Annotated in this window: 16 protein-coding genes and 2 pseudogenes; 8 read left to right on the top strand and 10 right to left on the bottom strand. The window is 54.9% G+C overall.

What is annotated here, in order from left to right; all coding sequences use genetic code 11:
• The 4 genes and pseudogenes from IR141_RS10575 to IR141_RS10560 all read left to right on the top strand — a co-directional run.
• Positions 1-190, top strand: a pseudogene (locus IR141_RS10575) (IS1595 family transposase); the annotation flags it as partial.
• Positions 191-287: 97 nt separating this feature from the next.
• Positions 288-1,631, top strand: coding sequence for a glutamate--cysteine ligase (gene gshA, locus IR141_RS10570; RefSeq protein ID WP_135036986.1), 1,344 nt, complete (start codon positions 288-290; stop codon positions 1,629-1,631).
• Positions 1,632-2,127: 496 nt separating this feature from the next.
• A complete protein-coding gene (gene iscX, locus IR141_RS10565) occupies positions 2,128-2,322 on the top strand; it encodes a Fe-S cluster assembly protein IscX (protein WP_135036983.1) in 195 nt (64 codons plus the stop codon).
• Between the two features lie 356 nt (positions 2,323-2,678).
• Positions 2,679-3,680 carry an asparaginase gene (locus IR141_RS10560; protein WP_135036980.1) on the top strand — a complete coding sequence of 334 codons (1,002 nt, stop codon included), beginning with the start codon at positions 2,679-2,681 and terminating at the stop codon, positions 3,678-3,680.
• Positions 3,681-4,394: 714 nt separating this feature from the next.
• Here IR141_RS10560 and IR141_RS10555 read toward each other — a convergent pair.
• The 6 genes from IR141_RS10555 to ycaC all read right to left on the bottom strand — a co-directional run bounded on the left by IR141_RS10555 (position 4,395) and on the right by ycaC (position 7,748).
• A complete protein-coding gene (locus IR141_RS10555; RefSeq protein ID WP_228068230.1) occupies positions 4,395-4,961 on the bottom strand; it encodes a glutathione S-transferase family protein in 567 nt (188 codons plus the stop codon).
• Positions 4,962-5,004: 43 nt separating this feature from the next.
• The gene (locus IR141_RS10550) at positions 5,005-5,262 is read right to left on the bottom strand and encodes a DUF2789 family protein (protein ID WP_209304857.1); all 258 of its coding nucleotides are present in this window, start codon (positions 5,260-5,262) and stop codon (positions 5,005-5,007) included.
• A gap of 84 nt (positions 5,263-5,346) precedes the next feature.
• Complete coding sequence (locus IR141_RS10545) at positions 5,347-5,883, bottom strand: NADPH-dependent FMN reductase (protein WP_135036977.1); 537 nt, start codon at positions 5,881-5,883, stop codon at positions 5,347-5,349.
• Between the two features lie 156 nt (positions 5,884-6,039).
• The gene (locus IR141_RS13505; RefSeq protein ID WP_368667167.1) at positions 6,040-6,516 is read right to left on the bottom strand and encodes an alpha/beta fold hydrolase; all 477 of its coding nucleotides are present in this window, start codon (positions 6,514-6,516) and stop codon (positions 6,040-6,042) included.
• Positions 6,470-6,898, bottom strand: a complete 429-nt coding sequence (locus IR141_RS13500; protein ID WP_228068229.1) for an alpha/beta fold hydrolase — start codon at positions 6,896-6,898, stop codon at positions 6,470-6,472. Before IR141_RS13500 ends, IR141_RS13505 begins: the two co-directional genes overlap by 47 nt.
• A 217-nt stretch (positions 6,899-7,115) precedes the next feature.
• Complete coding sequence (gene ycaC, locus IR141_RS10535; RefSeq protein ID WP_135036975.1) at positions 7,116-7,748, bottom strand: isochorismate family cysteine hydrolase YcaC; 633 nt, start codon at positions 7,746-7,748, stop codon at positions 7,116-7,118.
• Positions 7,749-7,850: 102 nt separating this feature from the next.
• Here ycaC and IR141_RS10530 point away from each other — a divergent pair, with 102 nt between their 5' ends.
• Complete coding sequence (locus IR141_RS10530; RefSeq protein ID WP_167743166.1) at positions 7,851-8,003, top strand: hypothetical protein; 153 nt, start codon at positions 7,851-7,853, stop codon at positions 8,001-8,003.
• Between the two features lie 8 nt (positions 8,004-8,011).
• Here the strand turns inward: IR141_RS10530 and IR141_RS10525 are convergent, their stop codons facing one another.
• Positions 8,012-8,692 carry a hydrolase gene (locus IR141_RS10525; protein WP_135036972.1) on the bottom strand — a complete coding sequence of 227 codons (681 nt, stop codon included), beginning with the start codon at positions 8,690-8,692 and terminating at the stop codon, positions 8,012-8,014.
• A gap of 157 nt (positions 8,693-8,849) precedes the next feature.
• Between IR141_RS10525 and IR141_RS10520 the strand changes: the two genes are divergently transcribed.
• From IR141_RS10520 to IR141_RS10510, 3 genes are all read left to right on the top strand, one after another.
• Positions 8,850-9,725, top strand: a complete 876-nt coding sequence (locus IR141_RS10520) for a LysR family transcriptional regulator (protein ID WP_135036969.1) — start codon at positions 8,850-8,852, stop codon at positions 9,723-9,725.
• 325 nt (positions 9,726-10,050) lie between these two features.
• A complete protein-coding gene (locus tag IR141_RS10515; RefSeq protein ID WP_135036966.1) occupies positions 10,051-11,649 on the top strand; it encodes a peptide chain release factor 3 in 1,599 nt (532 codons plus the stop codon).
• Positions 11,650-11,827: 178 nt separating this feature from the next.
• Positions 11,828-11,968 carry a hypothetical protein gene (locus IR141_RS10510; protein ID WP_167743164.1) on the top strand — a complete coding sequence of 47 codons (141 nt, stop codon included), beginning with the start codon at positions 11,828-11,830 and terminating at the stop codon, positions 11,966-11,968.
• 191 nt (positions 11,969-12,159) lie between these two features.
• Here the strand turns inward: IR141_RS10510 and IR141_RS10505 are convergent, their stop codons facing one another.
• The 3 genes and pseudogenes from IR141_RS10505 to IR141_RS10495 all read right to left on the bottom strand — a co-directional run.
• Complete coding sequence (locus tag IR141_RS10505) at positions 12,160-12,642, bottom strand: NemA protein (protein WP_135036963.1); 483 nt, start codon at positions 12,640-12,642, stop codon at positions 12,160-12,162.
• A gap of 215 nt (positions 12,643-12,857) precedes the next feature.
• Positions 12,858-13,481, bottom strand: coding sequence for a LysE/ArgO family amino acid transporter (locus IR141_RS10500; protein WP_135036960.1), 624 nt, complete (start codon positions 13,479-13,481; stop codon positions 12,858-12,860).
• A gap of 475 nt (positions 13,482-13,956) precedes the next feature.
• A pseudogene (locus tag IR141_RS10495) lies at positions 13,957-14,064 on the bottom strand (IS1595 family transposase); the annotation flags it as partial.

Raw genomic sequence — 14,064 nt, 5'->3', positions numbered from 1 at the left:
GTTTGCCGACCGACACAACCATATCAACGGCATTGAGAATTTTTGGAATCAGGCGAAACGTGTCTTGCGCAAATACAACGGAATCGACCGAAAATCTTTTCCTCTGTTCTTGAAAGAATGTGAGTTTCGTTTTAACTTCGGGACACCAAAGCAGCAGTTAAAAACTTTGCGGCTTTGGTGTGGTGTTTAGGGCTAATCTACTTCAGCCCCTAATTTTTTGGTGCTTGTATAGGCCGTCTGAAAAACCTATCATGCAGGGGTGAGCAATTTTTGATGCAGGTAAAAATATGTCGCTGCCCGTAATGTCTGGTGCCTATCTGGCGCAACTTCAAGAATTTGAACGAACCATTTTAAACCACCAAACCAAAATCGAGGCTTGGTTCCGCCAACGGTGGGCGCAGCACAAGCCGCCGTTTTACGGTTCGGTCGATATCCGCAATGCCGGCTATAAAATGGCGTCTATCGATATGAATCTGTTTCCGGGCGGTTTTAATAATCTCAACCCGGCCTTCACCCAGTTGGCGGCACACGCCGCGCAGGACGCGGTAGAGCGCGCCTGCCCGCAGGCGAAATCGGTGTTGATTGTGCCCGAAAACCATACCCGCAACACTTTTTATCTGCAAAATGCGTATGCCTTGAGCACCATTCTGCGCACGGCGGGGTTTGAGGTGCGCTTGGGCAGCCTCAACCCCGAGATTACTGAGGCGGCAGAGTTTGAAACCGCATTGGGCGATAAAATTCTGCTCGAACCGTTGCTGCGCACCAGGGAGAGGGTGCACCTGGCAGACGGATTCTCGCCCTGCCTGGTGTTGCTGAACAATGATTTGTCGGCCGGCGTGCCGGAAATTTTGCAGGGCATCGCGCAAACCGTGCTGCCGCCGCTGCACGGAGGCTGGACGACCCGCCGTAAAACCGCCCACTTTGCCGCCTACAATCAAGTAGCAGCCGAATTTGCCGAACTGCTGGGCATAGACGTGTGGCACATCAACCCTTATTTCGAGCAGATCGGCGGTTTGGATTTTCAAGAACGCGAAGGTGAAGACGCGCTGGCCGAAGCAGTGGAGCGGATGCTGGCGAAAATCCAGGCCAAATACGATGAAAAAGGCATTACCGACAAGCCTTTTGTGATTGTGAAAGCCGATGCGGGCACATACGGCATGGGTGTGATGAGCGTGAAATCGGCCGATGAAGTGCGCGGGTTAAACCGTAAAAACCGCAATAAAATGGCCAAAATCAAAGAAGGCTTGCAAGTGAGCGAAGTGATTGTGCAGGAAGGCATCTACACTTATGAAATACTTGACGGCGCAGTTTCCGAGCCGGTGGTGTATATGATGGACCGTTTCGTGATCGGCGGTTTTTTCCGCGTGCACGAAGGGCGCGCCAACGACGAAAATCTCAACGCAGGCGGCATGGTGTTTGTGCCGCTGAACCAGGCGATTCCGGTGGCGGGCGCGGAAGAGGGCAGTGAAGAGCGCTGCAAACGCGTGTTCGCCCAATGGGATTCGCTGGGCGTGCCGCAAACCAATGCCGCCAACCCCGATTGCGGGTGCAACCGCTTGTATGTTTACGGCGTGATGGCGCGCCTGTCGCTGCTGGCCGCTTCGCTGGAGTTGGAGCAGACGGCAGGGTAATTCAGCCATACCATAGGTAAAAGGCATTGCCGGCGGCACTCTGCCTGTTTGGCTGTATTCCGTCTGTTTAAATGGCGGTAACGGTTGTTTTGTCCGCAACTGAGCCGCAGGAGGAATGCGGGATACAAGCCCTGCCGGCATGGTGCAGATGGTTGTTTCTGCTTTTCAGTTTGCGGCGGGCAGGTTTTCAGACGGCCTTTGGAAAAATCTGCCCTGTGTAGCGGATAATGCTGCACTCCGCCAAGCAAACTGCCGCAGAATATGGCGGACATTTCCGTTAGGGCATGGCTGGGTTCGCCGTATGATTCTGCACTGCCTGCGGCTTAACCTACTCAAAATGTGCGCATTCACTGTCAGCAACACAGAATTAAGCCCTGCCCGGGTTCGGAGAAAACGGGTTGGGCCGACCGCTGAGGCGGCAACGGGGCATCGGTATTGCCTCTTGGTTGTGTTGCGCTGTTTTGCGTTGCTGCATGAATCAAAAAAGGAAAACACGATGAAATGGACCGACACCCAACGCATCGCAGAAGAACTTTATGACGGTTATCCCGATATCGACCCGAAAACCATCCGGTTTACCCGGTTGCGCGAGCTGATTCTCAGCCTGCCGGATTTCAACGATGATCCTGCCCGCAGCGGCGAAAAAATCCTCGAAGCCGTGCAGCAGGCTTGGATACGGGAAGCAGAATAGGCAGCATACGGCTGCTTTAGCCGTCTGAAAAAACAGGGCGGTATTTTCAGACGGCCTGCTGCGCCAACCCGGTAAAACCGCTGTTTATATTGAATCGTGAACCCGCTTTGTTTCCGTTAAAGCATTGTGGCACGGCCTGAAGAAAACGGTTTTGCAAACCGCCAAAACGGCAACAGAATCGGCTCTGTATTGCCTGCAGTTTGCCGCCCTGTGTCGAAAATCAAATGGATTCACTATAGCGGGCTTGTGCCATAGCGGATTAAACTGAAACGGACACCGCACATCTGCCGCCTGCGCCCTATGCGGTTTGGGGGCTGCCCCGTTTTCCTATTCAACCTACACCGGAAACAGAAAATATGCACACCTTACCCTCCATTTTCGTACTCTACACCGGCGGCACCATCGGCATGAGCCAAAGCAGGCAAGGCCTGCGCCCGGATGCCGCGCTGGCAGGCAAAGCCCTGCTGCCGTTTGTCGGCCGCTTCCGTTTTGATTGGCATTTATGCGACCCGCTGATTGATTCCTCGGCGGTTACGCTTGCCGACTGGCAAAGCTGGCTGCAACTGGTGGCGGAAAAAATCCCGCAATACAACGGCGTGCTGGTGCTGCACGGCACCGACACATTGGCCTACGCCGCCAATCTGTTTGCACTCGCCCTGCAGGGGTTGGACAAACCTGTGGTGCTGACCGGCTCGCAGCTGCCCTACGATGCAGAAAACAGTGATGCCCCGCTGAACCTTGCCACCGCCGTGGCCGCTTTCGAGCTGGATCTGCGCGAAACCGTGATTGCCTTTAACGGCAAACTGTTTCCCGCCGTGGGCAGCAGCAAAACCAGCACCGAAAGCGCGGAAGGTTTCAGCAACCCGCATTTCGGCACACTGGCGCAATGGTCGCCCGAACAAGGCTGGGATAATGTGCGCATCAGGCCGTCTGAAAAAACAGGGCAGGCTTTGCAGGTGCGCCCGCTGAACCCGCAGGCCAAAGTGATCTGCACCACGCTGATTCCCGGTTTTGCTGCACAAGCCTGTTCAGACGGCCTCGGCCGCAGCGGGGCAGACGCTGTGGTATTGCAAAGCTACGGCCACGGCAATGCCCCGGCAGATGCCGGTTTCATCGATGCCGTGCGGCGGTTTACCGCAAAAGGCGGCCTGTTGCTGAACATCAGCCAAGTGCCGCAAGGCAACGCCGCCGCCGTTTATGCGCAGGGCAGCGCGCTGCGGGGCGCGGGCGTGGTGAACGGCGGCAAAGCCAACTTGGAAACTGCCGCCGTGCTGCTCACGCTGGCTGTCGGCAGCGGTTGGACTGCCGGCCGGCTGCAGCAGGAGCTGCTTGATTTGGGCTTGGTGGAAGAAGCATAAGGCAACCGCCTGCCGCACAGGGCCGGCGCGGGAAGGCGCAGGGTCTGTTTCTTTATGGCAAACGGCTTTGGTTTTTTGCCAGAATGATGGTTTCGTGATTTTGGAGCATTCTCAAGAACGATGCGGATTCGCCGTGCCTTTCGGCATTCTTGACAACCCTCAAAAATCCCAAAATGGGTCTGCATGTAAAAAAAACGGAACGTGTAAACAACGCTGGAATTTCCTACACCTAAGGCTTCAGGCCGTCTGAAAAGGGTTTCAGACGGCCTGAAGTTTGCCTGTGGTGGAAGTGGGGCGGGTATTCGGGTTTTCCGACAGGCGCGGGCAAACGGATAGACGGGTTTGGTTGAAACCCGTTTGCAACGGCCTTATTGAGAATGGATGAGAATATATAGTATTGAAAATAAAGAAATTTCCTGTGTTGAGAATTGGGGCGGGCTTCGGTGTGCAGCTAGGCAGTACCGCCGTTAAAAAAGCAGCTTGCAGTTTTTATTTCCGGCAATTGCACCGAAACGCCGCCATAGCGGCGGCGTTTCGGTATGCGGTGGTGCAGTATGGGTGAAACGGATTGGCAGGGAGATTTTACGGTGGTCTCAACCCTATTTTTCCAACCCTATTTCAGACAGGCATTTTCAGATGCCCGCCCTTGCAGCTGAAAACGGCGGCATCAGGCTTTTTGCGCCTGCATCACATATTGCACGGCTTGGTCGGCCGTCATGCGTTCCATAAATTTTGCAATTTCGGGGTATTCGCGCCAGCTTTTCGGCAGGTTTTCCGTCCAGCCACCATCACAAACGCGTAGGCATCGGCAATGCTGCGGCGGCCTTGGTACACATAGCCCCCGCCGGCGGCCAGCAGGTTTTCCAGGTGCAGCATGGCGCGGTCGATGCGGGCATAGGCCGATTCTTTCACCGCTTTCAATGCCGCCTCGCTTTCATCGGTGGTGTAACGGTAGGGCATGAAAAACGGCCAGAAGGCGGGGTGCAGGTCGCTGGCGAGAAAAGACATGGTTTCGTTCAGCTCGAACGCGTTTTCCAAGCCTTCGTTGCTGCCGAGCCGGCTTGCGGGGTGGGAGTCGGCAATATATTGCAAAATGGCGGCGGCCTGGGTCATCGCGCGTTTGCCGCCGATGTCGAGCGCGGGTACGGTGGCCAGCGGGTTGATGCGTTTGTATTCTTCTGAAGCATAGTCGGCGCGCACCGCTTCATAGTCGGCACCGGCCCATTCTAAGGCAATCCAGCAGGCCAGTGCGCAGGTGCCGGGGGCATAGTAGAGTTTCATGGGGTTTCCTTTCGGTGGTTGGGGGATACAGGGTTTGAGCAGATTAACCGCGCAGGGCTTCGCTGAGCTGGTCGATCAATATATTGAACGGCGGCTCGTCCAGTTGGCGCTGCTCTTGCAAAAACTGCGCTTGCGCGGTGTTCCAAAACGGCGCATCGGACAGTGAAACCGACTCAGGCAGCGGGCGGTGCCGCATGATAAAGCCGGCAATCTCCTGCGGTTCGGCAGGCAGCCCCAATTGCAGAAACAGGTCGGTGAAGCCGGCGCATTGTTCGATAAATTCGGGCGGGTGGGCAGGCACGGCGGCTCCTTTCTAAAGTTGTAAAGATTGGGCGGATAGGCCGTCTGAAAGCCTGTCAACCGGCTTTCAGACGGCCTGTTGTTTTTATTGCGCTGCCCAGGCGTAAAAGGTGGCGGCGAATTGGTTTAAAAACTGCGCGGTGCGCTCATCGGCTACCTTGCCGTTTTCCAGCGCGGCGTTGGCGCGGCTGAGAAACACTTCGGGTGCGATTAGCACGTCTGCTCCCAGCGGTTGCAGGCTTTGGCGGATTTGCAGGCCGCTGTTGATGCCGCCGTAGCCGCCGGGCGAGGCGGTAACGACAGCGGCTTTTTTGCCTGCCCAAACGCTTTGGCCGAAAGGGCGCGAGGCAATATCGATAATGTTTTTCACGGCGGCAGGCATGGCGCGGTTGTGTTCGGGGCTGACGATTAACACGGCATCGGCGGCTTTGAGCTGTGCGCGCACGCGATCGTAGGCCGGCACGCTTTCGGCATCGAGATCTTGCGTGTAGAGCGGCAGATCGCCGATCTGCACTTCTTCGACTGCCACGCCGGCGGGTGCCTGCGCGGCAATATGTTCGGCCACGGCGCGGTTGATAGACTGTTTGCTCAGGCTGCCGACAATCAGGGCGATTTGGGTCATGGGGAGTGTCCTTGACGATTCAACGGAAAGGTATCATTGTGTTTCCTGTGGCAGGAAAAGGCAAGTTTTGGCTTGAGGTACGGCAGCAGGCCGTCTGAAATCTGTTTTTCAGACGGCCTGACCGTATCATGCCGGTCTGTTCTCAAGCGGTTGGCTTCAATTTTGGATAAATGCCAGCAAATCGGGATTGATCACTTCAGGATTAATGGTGAGCATTCCGTGGGAGTAGCCCGGATACACTTTTAATGTACTGTTTTGCAGTAGTTGTGCCGACCGTTTTCCCGAAATTTCAAATGGGACGACTTGGTCACCGCTGCCGTGCATCACCAACACGGGTACAGTAATTTTTTTCAAATCTTCGGTAAAGTCGGTTTGGGAAAATGCCGCGATGCCGTCGTAGTGGGCTTTTGCTGCCCCCATCATGCCTTGCCGCCACCAGTTTTGGATAACCGGTTCGGACACTTTTGCGTCCGGGCGGTTAAAGCCGTAGAAAGGGCCGGCGGGAACATCATAGTAAAACTGGGCGCGGTTGGCCAACAGCTGTTTTTGGAAGTCATCGAATAATGCTTTGGGCAACCCTTCAGGATTATTTTCTGTCTGCACCATTAAAGGCGGCACGGCACTTACCAACACGGCTTTTGATACACGGCTTTTGATACACGGCTTTTGATACACGGCTTTCGCCGTGGCGGGCGATATAGCGCACCACCTCTCCGCCGCCTGTGGAATGCCCGATATGCACGGCTTTTTGAATGCCCAAGTGTTCGACTACCGCCGCCGCATCATCGGCATAGTGATCCATATCGTGCCCGTCCCACACTTGGCTTGAGCGGCCGTGTCCGCGGCGGTCATGGGCGATAACGCGGTAGCCTTTGGCAACGAAATAGGGCAGTTGTGCGTCCCAATCATCGGAACTGAGCGACCAGCCGTGATGAAAAAATAATACTTCTGCATCTTTCGGCCCCCAATCTTTATAGAAAATCTGAACGCCGTCCCGAGTGGTTACAAAACTCATTTTGATATTCCTTGTGAATATGTTTAGAAAACAGATGTTTGTGCCATATCTGCAAAAGCCGCTGTGCAAACCTTGCTGTGCAAACCTTAGAGAGGAATGTCGGGTAAAGGTTTTGGCCGGCTTATGGTTTTTTGAGATTCTTACCAATATTATCAATTTATTAACTGTCAAAACGGTAACAGGCCGTCTGAAAAGTTTTCAGACGGCCTTAATGCGTTTATTTACCCTGAGTGAGCGTGTTGAAGCTAGTGATCAGGTTGCGGTAGTCGGGGATGTGGTTGCCGAACAGCGCGCCCAAGCCTTCGATGTCGTTGCGCCAGTCGCGGTGCAGCTCGCAGGCGGCGCCGAACCAGGTCATCAGCTGCACGCCGGCCTGGCTCATGCGCTCCCACGCAGCATCGCGGGTCATGGTGTTGAAGGTGCCGGAAGCATCGGTAATCACAAACACATCATAGCCTTCTTCGATGGCGGAAAGCGCTGGGAAGGCCACGCACACTTCGGTTACCACGCCGGCGATGATGAGCTGTTTTTTGCCGGTGGCTTTGACGGCTTTCACAAAATCTTCGTTGTCCCAGGCGTTGATGTTGCCGGGGCGGGCGATGTAGGGCGCATCGGGAAAGATTTCTTTCAATTCGGGCACCAGCGGGCCGTTGGGGCCGTTTTCAAAGCTGGTGGTGAGAATGGTGGGCAGGCCGAAATATTTGGCCAAATCGGCGGTGGCCAGCACGTTGTTTTTGAACTTGTCGGGTTCGATATCGCGCACCAGCGAGAGCAGGCCGGTTTGGTGGTCGACCAGCAGCATGGCGGCATCGTTTTTGTCGAGGCGGATATAGGGTTTTTTGTTTGCCATTAAAGTTTCCTTTTTGAGGTTGGGGTTGGAATTTTCAGACGGCCTGTTGTCCGAACACCGGCCGGTGAGCCGTCTGAAAGGGGAAAAATACATTAATACATTATGTGCGCCGCAATCGGGCTGCACACCGCCGCACTCTGCCCGGCAGGCCGGGCTTGGGGCTGCGCCGGTGGGTTTTCAGACGGCCTTTTCCCAATATCGACCGGTGAGCCGTCTGAAATAGAAAGCAGGCCGTCTGAAAACGTGATCGATTAAAAAATCAATCAGGCGCGCTCGGAATCCAATTGCTCGCCATCGTGCTCCACTTGGCGGGCTTTGATGTAGCTTTCAATCAGCAGCGCGTATTCGGGGAACACGGCTTCATAGGCTTTTGCCCATTCGGCAGCGTCTGGGCGGTTCCAGGTTTGCTGGATTTCGGAGCACACGGCGGCGGTGTCCATCGGCACGGCTTCTGCCTGCACGATGCGCGCCAGCGTGATTTCCTGCGCCATTTTGCTGTAGGTGCCGGAAGCATCGGCCACGCAGAACACCTGATAGCCCTCGGCAATCGCGGAGATGGCGGGGAAGGCCATGCACACGCTGGTAATGGTGCCGGCGATGATGAGTTGCTTTTTGCCGGTAGCTTTCACGGCGGCCACGAAATCGGGGTTGTCCCAAGAGTTAATCTGGCCTTTGCGGGCAACGTATTGCGCATGCGGCGCGGCTTCGTGGATTTCGGGAATCAAGGGGCCGTTGGGGCCTTGCGGCACCGAAGCGGTGGTAATTACCGGCATTTTGGCCAAAGCCGCCACTTTCGCCAGCGTAACGGCGTTGGCGCGCAGCTCGCGCACGTTCAAATCGCGCACGGTGTTAAACAGGCCGCTTTGGTGGTCGATTAACAGCATCGCGGCGTTGGCGGGATCGATTTTCGGCGCGGCGCCGTTGAAGTTTGCGGGTTGGCTCATTACAGTTTCCTTATTGAGTGTTTATTCGAAAACATCGTGTTGACAGGGCGCATTATAGATATGCATAATTTTGCAACAAGATACAAAAATCAAACTTTAAGTTGCAAAAACAGAACAGAAAAAAGGAAAAAACCGGCAAACATGGGTAAGAAACAAGATGGGTAATGTGGATTTAAACGATATCCGCCTGTTTGTGGCGGTGGTACAGGCGGGCAGCTTCAGCAAGGCGGCGGATTTGGCGAATATTCCCAAGTCGCGCCTGAGCCGCCGCATCAGCCGTTTGGAGGCCGGCTTGGGCACGGCATTGATGGACAGAAGCAGACGGGGTGTATTGCTCAACGAAGTGGGCGAGCAGTTTTACCTGCGCGCGCAGCAGATGATGCAGGCGGCCGAAGCGGCGGTCAACGGCGTGCAGGGCAGGCTTGACACGCCGGGCGGGCTGCTGCGGATATCGGTTTCCACAGAAGTGGGGCGCGGTTTTCTGATGCTGCATCTGGCCGAATATATGCGCCGCTATCCCGATGTGGTGCTGGAAGTTGAAATCAACAATAAAAAAGTGAATATGATTCAAGACGGCATCGATATTGCCCTGCGCTTGAGCCTGCCCGAAGACGGCAACGTTGTCGCCCGCAAACTCACCGACATCGAGCTGGGGCTGTTTGCCGCAGAAAGCTACCTGCAACGCGCCGGCTGCCCAAAAAGCCCGCACGAGCTGCACGGGCATACGCTGTTAAACAAATATGACGGCCCCGAATGGCGGTTTGTCTGCAGACAGCACAGCGTGCATATTCAGGGCAGCTGCAAACTCAGCAGCAACGATGCCAACCTGCTCGGGCAGATGGTTTCAGACGGCATCGGCATCGCGCTTCTGCCCTGTTTCGACAATATGCTGCGCAGCGGCTGGGTGCGGTTGCTGCCGCAATGGAGGGTCGATACCGTGCCGCTGTATCTGGTGTATTACAAAAACCGGGGCTCCACCCCCAATGTGGCCAGCATGGTGGATTTTCTGCTGGAAAAATCCGGCAGGCGCTGAGCGGGAAGCGCGGGGCATGCGCTCCGCTGCCTAGCTTGTTTCGGTTTACATGTTGAAAAAACAAGCATTTTTTTATACAATCCCGCGCCTTGCCCCGTTAATCGGCCTACTGTATGGCAGGCCGTCTGAAAATTTTCAGACGGCCTCGAGGTTTTTTGCAAAGCAGAGTATTGAATATCTGCATTGTTTTCCGGTTAAGCGGTTGCGGCGGGAGCAGATATTTTGAAAGCTGCTGCGTCTGTGCCGGCTTTGCTGCTGTTTCTGTGCGGCAGTTTGAGGCTGCATCTCTAAACAGAAACCGTTTATTTATCATTGAAGAGAAACCATGTCGAATATTCCACAAGAAGTGTGCCGCCGCCGCACCTTCGCCATCATTTCCCACCCCGATGCCGGCAAAACCACGCTCACCGAAAAACTGCTGCTGTTTTCGGGCGCGATTCAGAGCGCGGGAACGGTGAAGGGCAAGAAAAGCGGCAAATTCGCCACTTCCGACTGGATGGAAATCGAAAAGCAGCGCGGCATTTCGGTAGCTTCATCGGTGATGCAGTTCGATTACCGCAGCCACACCGTCAATCTGCTCGACACCCCCGGCCACCAAGACTTTTCGGAAGACACCTACCGCGTGTTAACGGCGGTGGACAGCGCCTTGATGGTGATTGACGCGGCCAAAGGCGTGGAAGCGCAAACGATCAAACTGCTCAACGTCTGCCGCCTGCGCAACACGCCCATCGTTACCTTTATGAACAAATACGACCGCGAAGTGCGCGATTCGCTGGAATTGCTCGATGAAGTGGAAAGCATTTTGAAAATCCGCTGCGCGCCCGTTACCTGGCCGATCGGCATGGGCAAAAATTTCAAAGGCGTGTATCACATTCTGAACGATGAAATTTATCTCTTCGAGGCCGGCGGCGAGCGGCTGCCGCACGAGTTCGACATCATCAAAGGCATAGCCAATCCGGTTTTGGCCGAACGCTTTCCGCTGGAAATCAAACAATTGCGCGATGAAATCGAATTGGTGCAGGCCGCCTCGAACGGGTTTGATTTGGCAGCATTTCTGGCGGGCGGGCTCACGCCGGTGTTTTTCGGCTCGGCGATCAACAATTTCGGCATCCAAGAGATTTTAAATTCCCTTATCGACTGGGCGCCCGCCCCGAAAGCGCGTGATGCCACCGTGCGCACGGTGCAGCCGTCTGAAGAGAAGTTTTCAGGCTTTGTGTTTAAAATCCAAGCGAATATGGACCCGAAACACCGTGACCGCATCGCCTTTCTGCGCGTGTGTTCCGGCAAATTCGAGCGCGGTATGAAAATGAAGCATCTGCGCATCAACCGCGAAATTTCCGCCTCCAGCGTGGTTACGTTTATGTCGCACGACCGCGAGCTGGTGGAAGAAGCCTACGCAGGCGATATCATCGGCATTCCCAACCACGGCAATATCCAAATCGGCGACAGTTTTTCGGAAGGCGAGCAGCTTTCGTTTACCGGCATTCCGTTTTTCGCGCCCGAGCTGTTCCGCAGCGTGCGCATTAAAAACCCGCTGAAAATCAAACAACTGCAAAAAGGCTTGCAGCAGCTCGGCGAAGAGGGCGCGGTGCAGGTGTTCAAACCGCATAACGGCGGCGATTTGGTTTTGGGCGCGGTGGGCGTGTTGCAGTTTGAGGTGGTAACTTCGCGGCTGGCCGCCGAATACGGTGTGGAAGCGGTGTTTGACAACGCCCCGATTTGGTCGGCGCGTTGGGTGTCGTGCAGCGACAGGAAAAAGCTGGCCGAATTTGAAAAAGCCAATGCGGTGAATTTGTCGGTGGACGCAGGCGGCAATCTGGCCTATCTCGCGCCCAACCGCGTGAACCTGGGCTTAACGCAGGAGCGTTGGCCGGATATCGTGTTCCATGAAACGCGTGAGCACTCGGCGAATCTGAACGCTTGAGTTTGACAGACAAACGTGTTTCAGGCCGTCTGAAAATCATGTTTTCAGACGGCCTGAAACTTTTGCAAAACCCGGAAACACCACAAAAAGTTTGTTTTCCGTCATTTTTCTGCCGGCAGAAATCTAAGGCCGCCGGCGGTAACAGGGCAGGCTTCTTATCGTCTGCACTGCCTGCAGCATGTGGTTTGGTGCCGAAAATAAAGGCATCCGCGATAATAACGGGATTTGGGCATTTTCAGACGGCTTTAAGGCGGGGGAAAAGCAATGGGGATTGGGCAAAAGATTCAGGCCGTCTGAAAACGTTTTTCAGACGGCCTGAAGCCGTGCAGCCCGCAGACTCCCTGAGTTTCCGTTGCAATATTGCCTTTTGGCTTGGCGCACGGTTCCGCCGGCCGGCAAGCGGTAACAGGGCAGGCTCCGTGTTGTCTGCGCTTGCAGCCTGCCGCCTGAAATATCGGGCAGAATGAATCAAATCCGCGCCTGCGCCGGCGGTTCGGTAAAAGCCGCCGGTTAATATTTCGCGTTTACCAGCTTGCCGTTTTTGAAAATCTGCTGCTGCATCATGTTGCCGTTGTAGGCATAGGTGGTCAGTGCGCCGTTTTCGGGGTGGGCGCGGAAATCCATCAGCCGGCTGCGGGGCAGGGTGTAGGGGTCGGTGCGTTTTTGGTTGTTGTCGCTGTAAAAATCCTGCACGATGTATTCGTTGCTGCGCCTGCCGACCAGTTGGCGGTGAAAGCCGCCTTTAACCGGTTGGTTGCGGGCGTTGCCTTGTGCATCGAAATAGGTAACGGTTTGTTCTTCCACCACGTTTGTGCCGTCTTTGTTGCCGCCGGTGCGGGTGCGGTCCAGCCCTACGGGAATATTGATAGACGTGCCCAAGCCGACATGGCGGCCTATGCTGGTACCCACCCCCACGCCCACCGACATACCGGGCGTGCCTACGGTGCAGGCGCTCAAGGTGGCGAGGGTGGCGGCAAACAGAATGTGTTTCATGGTTTGATCCTTTCATAAACCGGTTAATACCGCAGGCGGCTGAACGGCAGCCAGTATATCGGGTTCTGCCCGGCGGGGTTGTTAGGGTTGGTAAAGCACGGCGGCACAGCATGCCGTTTAATCCATTTATTATATTGTTTTTATATGGTTTTTTATATTTCAAGGCCGTCTGAACATATTGATTTAGACGGCCTTTGACGGGTTGCTTTGCCGTATCAAAACAACAGAGTCAGGGCTTGCTGCAGCAAATTCCATGCCAGATAAAACATCATCAGGGCAATGAGACCTTCGAGAACCTGCCACACGCGTTCGCGGCGGAACAGCGGCAGCAGCAGGCGTGCGCCGAAGCCTATCGAAACAAACCAGCATGCCGAGGCAGTTAGCGAGCCGAGCAGAAACAGCATTTTGCCCGTTTGATCGAAAGGCGAGGCGGCTCCGCCGATTAACACCACCGTGTCGATATACACATGGGGGTTGAGCAGGGTGAGCGCGAGCGTGGCGGCGGCGGTTTTCAGTGCGGAAGCGGCTGCGGCATCGGTGTTTACCGCCAAATGCCCGCTGCCCTGCCAAGCGCGTTTGGCGTTCATCGCGCCATAGGCCAGCAGAAACAGGCTGCCGGCCAGTGCCAACAGTGCCGAGGCGGCGGGGTTGCCGGCGAGCAGGGCTGCGGTGCCGAATATGCCCAGCGCAATCAGCACCACATCGCACAGCCAGCACAGCGACACAACCAAGCCTATATGTTGTTTGAGCAAGCCTTGTTTTAAAACAAAGGCATTTTGTGCACCGATGGCGGCAATCAAGCCGCCGGTAATCATCAGGCCGGTGAAAAAAGGCTGCATAAAGGCTTTTCGTAAAAGTGGGAAAGGGCGTTATTATCGCTGGAATGCTGCCGGTTGGCTATCGCCCATTTGGGGTGCAGAGCAGCAATCAGGCAGTACGGGAGTACGGCAAAACCGTAGAGAAAATTGAGCGGGCCCGCTGTATTGGTAATCAGAGAAAAGCAAAAGTGCTGCTTTGATTGTCCCGGTCAATGCGGTGAAGTCGATTTGCTGCATTTGGATAGCTGCTGCATGGCGTGTTATAGGTGTGCTGAATGAGCATCAAAAGCAGAAGTAGTGGTATGAACGCGCACCCAAACACCTCTTAAGACGGTGGATATGGTGCTTTTTGGAGACAGCCCGATCCGGCAGGAGTGTAAAAGGGAGTATTGGGATGCGGTTTTACCGCCTCTCAGAGAGGGCGATCTTTATTGTTGGTCGGGATGCTGTAAGGTTTATATTCTTATTGTAAATAAAAAGGGGCTGTCCTAGATAACTAGAACAAATCCTGCTTTACTGATTGTTTTAAAATAGAAATTTGAAATTTTATCTCACTGTTGTTAAAACGCCATTCACACTCTTTCAAATACAGTTCAAAATGCTC

This window comes from Neisseria sp. 19428wB4_WF04 (assembly GCF_015235335.1).
Taxonomy (GTDB): Bacteria; Pseudomonadota; Gammaproteobacteria; order Burkholderiales; family Neisseriaceae; genus Neisseria; species Neisseria musculi.
The sequence above is the reverse complement of the archived record's forward strand: the minus strand, read 5'-3'. Positions and strand labels throughout refer to the sequence as shown.

Excerpts from the sequence above, each read along its gene's own strand:
- IR141_RS10505 (WP_135036963.1), bottom strand. The coding sequence starts at position 12,642 with ATGAAACACATTCTGTTTGCCGCCACCCTCGCCACCTTGAGCGCCTGC.
- IR141_RS10520 (WP_135036969.1), top strand. The coding sequence starts at position 8,850 with ATGGGTAATGTGGATTTAAACGATATCCGCCTGTTTGTGGCGGTGGTA.
- IR141_RS10545 (WP_135036977.1), bottom strand. The coding sequence starts at position 5,883 with ATGACCCAAATCGCCCTGATTGTCGGCAGCCTGAGCAAACAGTCTATC.
- IR141_RS10560 (WP_135036980.1), top strand. The coding sequence starts at position 2,679 with ATGCACACCTTACCCTCCATTTTCGTACTCTACACCGGCGGCACCATC.
- IR141_RS10500 (WP_135036960.1), bottom strand. The coding sequence starts at position 13,481 with ATGCAGCCTTTTTTCACCGGCCTGATGATTACCGGCGGCTTGATTGCC.
- iscX (WP_135036983.1), top strand. The coding sequence starts at position 2,128 with ATGAAATGGACCGACACCCAACGCATCGCAGAAGAACTTTATGACGGT.
- ycaC (WP_135036975.1), bottom strand. The coding sequence starts at position 7,748 with ATGGCAAACAAAAAACCCTATATCCGCCTCGACAAAAACGATGCCGCC.
- IR141_RS10555 (WP_228068230.1), bottom strand. The coding sequence starts at position 4,961 with ATGAAACTCTACTATGCCCCCGGCACCTGCGCACTGGCCTGCTGGATT.
- IR141_RS10525 (WP_135036972.1), bottom strand. The coding sequence starts at position 8,692 with ATGAGCCAACCCGCAAACTTCAACGGCGCCGCGCCGAAAATCGATCCC.
- IR141_RS10515 (WP_135036966.1), top strand. The coding sequence starts at position 10,051 with ATGTCGAATATTCCACAAGAAGTGTGCCGCCGCCGCACCTTCGCCATC.
- IR141_RS13500 (WP_228068229.1), bottom strand. The coding sequence starts at position 6,898 with ATGAGTTTTGTAACCACTCGGGACGGCGTTCAGATTTTCTATAAAGAT.
- IR141_RS10530 (WP_167743166.1), top strand. The coding sequence starts at position 7,851 with ATGTGCGCCGCAATCGGGCTGCACACCGCCGCACTCTGCCCGGCAGGC.
- IR141_RS10510 (WP_167743164.1), top strand. The coding sequence starts at position 11,828 with ATGTGGTTTGGTGCCGAAAATAAAGGCATCCGCGATAATAACGGGATT.
- gshA (WP_135036986.1), top strand. The coding sequence starts at position 288 with ATGTCGCTGCCCGTAATGTCTGGTGCCTATCTGGCGCAACTTCAAGAA.